A 7,950-nucleotide genomic window follows, 5' to 3' on the forward strand; every position below is an offset into this window, starting at 1 on the left:
AGTTTCGCTATTTGCAACTAGAACTCAGCCGTCGCTGTTCGCTCGTCCATTGGAGCTACGATTTGCTTCCAGAAACGCTTGTATGACTCTCGCACCCTCAAGTGTAAAGTTTTATATCTGGATTCAACACTTCTGCTAGAAACCTTATTCCGAAAGAGTCCTAGTAGCTCGAAAAGTAAATTCTGCAACGCTCGTAGTGTTGGCTTTAGCCGGCAACGACTAAAGTCGTTACTGTCAACGTTGCGAAACTTTATGTTTGCTGTATTAGTCTCAGGAGATCGCCAATTGGATGTGGGATAGCCATCTCGGCTACCTCAATGACAAACCGTCTCGGCTGTCTCAGGGGCAGGCAGGATGCCTACTCCACAATTGTTTTTCGCTCTACTGCTTAAGCTTGGGGAAGATTATGGAACTTTTCGTTAAGACTGTCGTCCTCTTCGCCTAAGCCACACCAGCAGAAAAGAATGCTGACGTGATCTTATGCTTTTGATCTATTGATTCTGTCTACTCCCCTTACCCATTCGCGAGGAAACTATGAAGATACAGCACACGATCGGTTCCCTAAGCTTCCTATCAATAGCAACCCTATTGGCCCTAGTCGTACCGGAAACTCGCCCTGCTGCCGCACAATGTGTAATTGCTGATGTGGCCGTGCAAACCGCAATCACGGGTTCACAAAAACCGGCCAAACAATCGAATCAGGTCACAATGGAACGACGTGGCTCCTGTAGCGGTAACAGTAGTGTCAGCGTTGGCCAGCAAGTACAGGTAGGCGGCACGGGCCAAGTGATCCAGCAACGCCAAAGCCACCACCGCATTGAAGGGACCTCCCGCCATGAAGCGGGGGTGCAGGGTCCTACCGTTGCGATTCCAGTCCAGGTTCAGGTTGATGTATATAACGCCGCCGATCGTCTTCAGCAACCTTAATTTCTAGTCGTTTATCAAGCTGAATGGGTAGGTTGGGTCAAACACAGTAGAACCCAACAGAAGCCTTACCGGTGTTGGGTTTCGTGACCTCAACTCAACCTACTTAATGTAGTGTTTTGGGTGGGTGGTTGCCAACTAGGCGGGTGGTTGTCAACTAGCAGAAGTTCCCGCCTAAGGTGATTACTGCCCGATCCCTTTTTTGGCTATTGCCTAGGATGCGATCGCCCCGATGCCTTCCGATCGAGTTGGGTAAGCACGATCGCGATCAAAAGCAAGACAATCGCCACCATGCGGGCACGGCTGATCGGCTGCGGCATCACCCCCAACCACCCCCAGCTATCGATCAACAACGACATACACATCTGACTCAAGACAATCGCCAGCGTGGTCGCCGTTAGCCCTAAACGAGGAACAATAAGCGTGTTCAAACTGACGAACAGGGCACCGATCACCCCCCCACTAAAGGCCCACCACGGGACAGCCGCTAGGTTCACGGAAGCGGGAATGGGGACAACTCGTAGCGTGATGAGGAGCGTAAGGACAGTAAACCCAACAATAAAGTTGACGATCGTCGTCGCGATCGGGGAACCGAGGGTTTTGCGTAACCGGGCATTGGCCGCCACCCCGATCGTTGAAAGACCGCCAGCGGAACCTGCCCCCAGTAATGCTAATAAGATTTCCATCATTGATGCCTTGATAATCTTGGGTAATACCTGGGTGATACCGGCTACTGACTCGCTAGGGGTGTACCAGAAACCAGAGGGCCACGATCAATAATCCGAGGGCAACCTGACGGTGGGGCGTTAACCGCCGCCGATTAACCCCTAACCAACCAAAGTGATCCGTCACCAGACCCGCGATCGTTTGTCCGCAGACAATAAAGCCCAGGGTGAGCGTTGGTCCCAACAGCGAGGTAAAGTAGGCACTTGCCATGACATAAAACGCCCCCATCAAGCCACCAATCAAACTCCAGCGGGGGGCTTGCCCGATTGCCGACCACTGGATCTGACCCGGTTTACCCGTCGCCAGGAGTCCCATCAGCACCAGAAACCCGACCAAGTACGAGACATCAGCAGCCAAGGGAACTGAACCCAGGGAGCGGGCGAGTTGGGCATTGCTGCTGGCATGGATCGGCAAGAACATCCCACACAGAAAGGCTAAGAATAGGTACAAGCAAGGTTGACACTGCCAAACAGAAAAACGAAATCGACGTAAAATCAGTGCAGTCATGACAACCCCTCATTAAGGTAATTAGCCCCCATTAGGAGCATAGAAATCCAATTGGCCATAGCCCAGGAAAAGACCAGTGCCATCATCACCAGCGGCATAGGCGGTAACCCCAAACAGGTAGATACCCGCGATCGTCGGATTCCGTTTGGGGGTAAGGGTGATCGTCACGGTTTCGCCCGGTTGGACGGGATGGTGCAGTTCTAGGGTGAAGTCTCCCGTTTCCGGTTGCGGCCCCCCTTGGCTGACTAAGGGAATTTCCGTTTGGGCATCCCCGACGAATACGCGGGTTTGCTGCGGCTGAAAAGCAACGACTTCCAGGTTTTGGGGCTGGGAAATTTTAATGGCTTGTAGGGGCGCACCTGCATCCGCCGGCACCGTGATCACCAGTTGATAGGTGCTCATGCCGATACTCGTTTGGGTCGAGGTACTCTGGAAGCGCACCAGTTGCGGGGCGCGATCGAAACGACGCAGGGCCACCGGACTGGCCAGAACCGGCAGGGTTAGTAAAACGAGGGAGCCGGATAAGAGCGTGCTGGCTAACACTCTCCGCAGCGGCACGGTCAGGCGCTTGGCAGGCTGAAACTGAGGCGTAGTCATGGTTGTGACATCCTTGATGATGAACTTTACGCTGAAGTTTTGAAGCGTGGAAAAATTCCTGTCTGATCGAAAGCTGCTCAAGGGACGATCCCTTGGGACTGTTCGCTAGCGATTAATTCAGCCGTCCCGGCATCAATCCAGCCGCCGAAAACCGGGATAGAATAGCTGGGTTTCATCAGGACTAATGAGCGTTCTCGTATGTCTTCTAATCATGGCAAACCCCACCCCGGCTGATATCGACTGATCAGATCGCCTGATCGGGTGAATGCCTGCCCGCCCACGCCACAACGGTAATTACGATCGTGCCGGGCGTATTGATGTTACTGCGATGACGACGATCGGGTGCAGGTTAACGCTCGCCCCCAGCTTGTCCCTAATCCGGTTCCCAGTGACGCGATCAACATCACCCGTCCCTGGGCATTCACCACCCAACCCTGGGCTTCCACGAATGGTGACGCTAGGGCTTGGTTGGGTATTTGGGGAGTTTTGTGTGTGGGTAACTCCTGCCTGGACTGGGTGTTAGGGCGAGGGGCTGGATGTTTTTCCCAGGTGACCCACCCCGCGATCGCCGCCTCCGGGCTTAATGCCTGGGTTGGAGCGGCGGGCAGCCCCCCCCGTCCGGTCACAATAAACTCACTGCGTTCGGTGTCCGGGCGTGGCTCACAGGCACGGGCCACCAGCGACTCAATATCAATGACACTGCTCGGTAATTCGACTAACCCTTGACTGGGGTCAACTTCTGGGGTTTGAATCTCTACCACACCACTGAATTGGGGTCCCAGGTCGGAACTGGCGGTGATGTCACTTGCCGGCGTGAGCTGCGATCGGGCCGCTGTCCCAAAAATCCCCTGGGCGGTAATATTCACCCGACCGGCAAAATTCGCCACGGCATTGGCGGTGATATCGCTATTCTCTAGGGCCGCCAGCGTTGCCGTCGTGAGGATGATATTGCCCCCCGTCGCGGTTCCCGTCGCATTCACCGTGAGGTTGCTGCCCTGTCGCAGACGTAAATCCTGGCTGTTGATGGTTAAATTGCCCCGATCGCCCGCTGCGGTTTCTGCCCGGAGGGCCGCGCCTTGACGTAACTCGATTTGGGGGGCATTGATCGTTAGGTTACCGGCTCCCCGCGATCGCTCCGTCGCACTCACCGTAATTTCTGCCCCATCCTGGAGGCGCAGTTGTCCCGCCTCAACCTGCAAATCCCCTCCCCGGCCCTCGGCTGCCGTGGAAACCCCCGCTAATCCAGCCACCGCCAACAACCCACTGGGAAATTGGCCATCGGGCGTGCGTCCGATCAGGGTAATGGCCTCCCTAGCCCGCACTGTTAGGTTACCGGCGTCCCCCTGCCCTAGGGTCGAGGCTTGGCTCTCGGCTCCATTGCGAATCGTCAGGCGATCGGTCTCAATTAGTAAATTGCCGCCCTGGCCCGTGGAATTGAGATCGGTGCCCGCAAACAGACCACTGGGAATAGGGACATCGTTATTACGCACCTGAAAACCATCGAGCAGGATGTCGCTGGCCCGTACCGTCAGGTTTCCAGCCCTCCCGGCATCAAAGGTCGTTACCGCCGCTTGGGCACCATCGCGAATGATCAGGCGATCGGCGCGAATACTCAAATTACCCCCACTACCCGTGCCCCCCCTTGGTCCCCGTTCAACGCTGGCAAACAGACCACTGGACTGGACCCGATCGTCGGGCAACAGCAGGGCACCCGCCAGTTCCACCGTATTGGCCTCAACAGTGAGGTTTCCCCCGGTCCCCGTGCCAAAGGTTGAGGTAATCACCTGGGAACCGCCATTGATCACGAGGTGATCGGCCTGAAGGCTAATAGTGCCCCCCTGGCCGGTTTCCGTCAGGGCTGCGACAAAGGTATCCCCCGTCAGGGTCATTGTCTGGCCCCGTAGCCGGATTTCCCCTGGGGTCTGGTTACTACTGGCGTTGAGTGTCGCCCGGTTTGTTAGGGTGATGTCCTGGAAGGTGCGAACGGTGTCATACCCCAAGGCCCAACCCTGGGCGATCGGGGTTAACTGGACGGTACTATTGGCACCGACGCTGCCCAACTCCGCCCGTCCCCCCAGGAGAGTCATGTAGCCCCCATCAATGACCACGGGACCGCCCACCAGCGCCAGGGTGCGATCGGGCTGCCCCTGTAACCCCTCAATGTTGGTGGCCCCCAAAGTCCGGGATTGGTTGCGAATTTCACCCGGATTGCGGCCAAACTGGAGGCCGATCGGGCTACTAACGGTTAATAATGGCGTGGCGTGGGGTTGGACGGCGCTAAATTCCGTGCGATCGCCAAATTGAATGGCGTCAGCCGTGCTGGCAAGAAACGATCCCCCCAAGTTCAGGGCTGCATTGGGACCAAACAGAATCCCGGCGGGATTGAGCAAAAACAGGTTGGCGCTCCCATTGGCCCGCAGTAAACCATCGATCGTCGATCGCTGTCCCCCCGTGACCCGCGAAAAAATCGTTTCGATATCGAGGGCCTGGTCAAAAAATACTTCACCCCCCGTCGGTACGGAAAACTCACGAAAGCTATGGAACAGATTTCCACCCGCGCGATCGCCCCCCGTGATGGTAAAGGCACGCCCATCGGACGTATGCACCTGCGTGGGTAGCGTACCATCGGGACTCACCTGGGCTGTGGCAAGGGTTGCGGTGGCTAGCCCGATCGCGAGGGTCAGACCAGGAGACAGCGAACATAATCGGGTTAAGGCGATCGGCGGCATAGGACTTAACCCTACACAGAAACGCTTTCCTCTACCATGCCCTGAAGCCTCAGTAAGGTCAACCTGCTCGCAGGCAGAACTCGCCGCCAGACCCCTGGGGGGATCGCGGCATTCTGGGTAAACTGGGATGAGATTGATCCAATAAAGTTCAGATAGACCTAGGCGAATGAGTCACCTCATCGGCTAGCCGTGGTCCAACCATTAGCCCAGGGGGGCGATCGCCTTGTGCCAGAACAGGAAGGCTAGGGTATGACGATCAGCCATTAGGCAGGATAGGCAACACGATCGCGGGGGGAGAAAGATGCCGACGACCAAGATTTTGCAGGAAGGGCAATCCTATAGCTTTCGCTCCTACTTTGAGATGCCTTATGAAGTGGATGAGATTCTGGCTGAATTCGGCTATGACTTGCATAAGGCCCGTTTAGAGCTTCCGATCGCGTCCCAGCCGTTGCCTCAGCTTGCAGAACTGCAACAGCGCCTCGAAGATACTCTGCTACTGACCAATTTGAGTAGTGAAGCCGCGCGGCGTGAGGCGATTGTATTTCCTGTACTGTTGGAAGTTGCCCGTTTTTGCCGCAGCCAAATTCGGATTGAATATACTCTAACGGTTAACGCCTGGTTGAAGGGGAGTTTAGATTATTTATTGCGTAATGCGGTCGATTTGATTGTCGTTGAGGCGAAAAATGATGATTTGGCACGGGGGTTTACGCAGTTAGCGGTTGAACTGATTGCCCTGGCCCAAGCAGAAGCCCCGGCTGTGCTGTATGGTGCTGTGACAACGGGTGATGTGTGGCGCTTTGGCAAGCTTGAGGTGGCTGAAAACCGAGTGACGCAGGATATCACGCTCTATCGGGTGCCGGATGATCTGCCCCGCCTAACCCAAATTCTCATGGGAATTCTGACAGCATCAGGGAACGCTAGGGTTTGACTATCAGTCACTAGGCGGGATAGGCAACCCGATCGCGAGGGGGAAAGATGTCGATATGAATCAGGGCATTCCAGGTTTACCGGATCTGACGCAACCCCAGACGTTACTCCACTACGGGGAGCAGTTCCTCCAGTGGGGGCAGGGGTTATTGGTGCTATTGGCGGCGATCGGGTTGGTGTTGGCGGCGATCGCGTTTGCCTATCGGGGCGATCGTCCGGATTGGTTGCCTCCCTTGGGCGATCGCTATAGCCAACTGCTTCAGGCTAGCCGCCATGTGATTCTGATTGCCGTTCTGGTTATGACGGGATTTCTCCTGTGCTCAACGTTGGCGAATCGGTATCACCACTGGGAGCAGGCGAAGATTGCCCAAGTAGCGGGCAGTGTGGCGGGGGAACGGGTGGAGCAGCCGGCCCCGTTGGTGCGGTATACGGTCCTGGAACCCTACACGACGATTACCTATGTCAATGGTCAGCCGACGGAGGTGGAGCGGCAACAGGCAGTCGATCGCTTCCTCTCGCCCAGTCAATCCCAGATTGAGGTGCAACTGACCCAGACGACGGACCCGGCCAGCGATCGCCTGATTTACCAATCCCGCTTCATGGCTACCTATCAGGTGACGAATACCCTTGCAGTGACGGAAGACCTGAGCTTTGAACCCACGCCTCCCTACGGCTACACGCTGCTGCAAGACTACCGGGTGGAGCAGGACGGCCAACCTCGCCAACCGGAAAACCAGGGGGACTATCGATTTCCTGTGCGGCTGGCTCCGGGGGAAAGCACAACGTTCCAGGTTAGCTATCAGGCCCAGGGAGCGCCGCGCTGGGTGTATACCGCTAATGGGCGGCTGTTGTCCCAATTCCGGCTGACGATTTGGGCGGATTTTCCCAAGGCGGACTTTGCCAGTGGGATTGTGCCGACGACGATCGCGGCGGAGGGACGGGGGACCCGCTTTACCTGGGACTTTGCGGAAAATGTGTCGGTGCAAAATCCCTTTGGGGTGTTTACGGCCACGTCGCCGGTCCGCCAGACGGGGGTTCTGCCGCGTTTGTTGCTCCTGGCACCGGGGGTGTTTCTCTGGTGGCTCCTGTTGCTGTACCTCACGGTGCCACTGCGGTTAGGGGAGGTGGCGATCGCGGCGGCGGTGTTTTTTGCGAGTGTGCTGGCTCTGACCTATCTGAGCCGTGTGGGGGATGCCCGCTTCGCGTGGGGGGTGTTGTTGTGGCTGTTGCTGGCCTTTGGTTGGGGGTTGGGGCGGCAGCGGCAGCAGCGGTTGGTCGCGATCGGGATGACGCTGAGTGGGGTCGTGTTGCCGATTTTGGCGCTGTTGGTGCCCTACACAGGTTTGACGCTGAGTGGGGCGGGGGTGCTGGCGGCAGGGGGGTTGTTGCAGCGGTATTTTACCAGAAGTGTTGAAAGTTAGGTTAAGCGATGGAAAAAAGGGACAGAATGCAGTATTCTGTCCTCTAACAAATAAAAAATGATGTTCTATGATAGCCTCATTCCCGAAGCTTGTCAAATTGATCTTGAAGCAGCTTTGTC

General features: G+C 56.3%; 7 protein-coding genes. 3 read left to right on the forward strand and 4 right to left on the reverse strand.

The window, feature by feature from the left end:
* Positions 1-534: 534 nt before the first annotated feature.
* On the forward strand, positions 535-927 hold the full coding sequence (locus tag ACWIUF_RS16430) for a hypothetical protein (RefSeq protein WP_448573604.1): 393 nt from the start codon (positions 535-537) through the stop codon (positions 925-927).
* Between the two features lie 203 nt (positions 928-1,130).
* Here ACWIUF_RS16430 and ACWIUF_RS16435 read toward each other — a convergent pair whose 3' ends face one another.
* The 4 genes from ACWIUF_RS16435 to ACWIUF_RS16450 all read right to left on the reverse strand — a co-directional run bounded on the left by ACWIUF_RS16435 (position 1,131) and on the right by ACWIUF_RS16450 (position 5,483).
* Positions 1,131-1,613: a DMT family transporter gene (locus ACWIUF_RS16435; protein ID WP_448573605.1), complete on the reverse strand. Its 483-nt coding sequence runs from the start codon at positions 1,611-1,613 to the stop codon at positions 1,131-1,133.
* 52 nt (positions 1,614-1,665) lie between these two features.
* Positions 1,666-2,157, reverse strand: coding sequence for a DMT family transporter (locus ACWIUF_RS16440; RefSeq protein WP_448573606.1), 492 nt, complete (start codon positions 2,155-2,157; stop codon positions 1,666-1,668).
* A 21-nt stretch (positions 2,158-2,178) separates the two neighbouring features.
* Positions 2,179-2,754, reverse strand: coding sequence for a DUF2808 domain-containing protein (locus ACWIUF_RS16445; protein WP_448573607.1), 576 nt, complete (start codon positions 2,752-2,754; stop codon positions 2,179-2,181).
* A gap of 320 nt (positions 2,755-3,074) precedes the next feature.
* Positions 3,075-5,483: a filamentous hemagglutinin N-terminal domain-containing protein gene (locus ACWIUF_RS16450; RefSeq protein WP_448573608.1), complete on the reverse strand. Its 2,409-nt coding sequence runs from the start codon at positions 5,481-5,483 to the stop codon at positions 3,075-3,077.
* A 301-nt stretch (positions 5,484-5,784) separates the two neighbouring features.
* Between ACWIUF_RS16450 and ACWIUF_RS16455 the strand changes: the two genes are divergently transcribed.
* Positions 5,785-6,411: a hypothetical protein gene (locus ACWIUF_RS16455; RefSeq protein ID WP_448573609.1), complete on the forward strand. Its 627-nt coding sequence runs from the start codon at positions 5,785-5,787 to the stop codon at positions 6,409-6,411.
* Between the two features lie 55 nt (positions 6,412-6,466).
* On the forward strand, positions 6,467-7,831 hold the full coding sequence (locus tag ACWIUF_RS16460) for a hypothetical protein (protein WP_448573610.1): 1,365 nt from the start codon (positions 6,467-6,469) through the stop codon (positions 7,829-7,831).
* The last annotated feature ends 119 nt before the right edge of the window (positions 7,832-7,950 follow it).

It is taken from the genome of Trichothermofontia sp. (assembly GCF_053493415.1).

What these genes read in the sequence shown, in the direction of transcription:
- ACWIUF_RS16430 (WP_448573604.1), top strand. Translation starts at nt 535, where the DNA reads ATGAAGATACAGCACACGATCGGTTCCCTAAGCTTCCTATCAATAGCA.
- ACWIUF_RS16435 (WP_448573605.1), bottom strand. Translation starts at nt 1,613, where the DNA reads ATGATGGAAATCTTATTAGCATTACTGGGGGCAGGTTCCGCTGGCGGT.
- ACWIUF_RS16440 (WP_448573606.1), bottom strand. Translation starts at nt 2,157, where the DNA reads ATGACTGCACTGATTTTACGTCGATTTCGTTTTTCTGTTTGGCAGTGT.
- ACWIUF_RS16445 (WP_448573607.1), bottom strand. Translation starts at nt 2,754, where the DNA reads ATGACTACGCCTCAGTTTCAGCCTGCCAAGCGCCTGACCGTGCCGCTG.
- ACWIUF_RS16450 (WP_448573608.1), bottom strand. Translation starts at nt 5,483, where the DNA reads ATGCCGCCGATCGCCTTAACCCGATTATGTTCGCTGTCTCCTGGTCTG.
- ACWIUF_RS16455 (WP_448573609.1), top strand. Translation starts at nt 5,785, where the DNA reads ATGCCGACGACCAAGATTTTGCAGGAAGGGCAATCCTATAGCTTTCGC.
- ACWIUF_RS16460 (WP_448573610.1), top strand. Translation starts at nt 6,467, where the DNA reads ATGAATCAGGGCATTCCAGGTTTACCGGATCTGACGCAACCCCAGACG.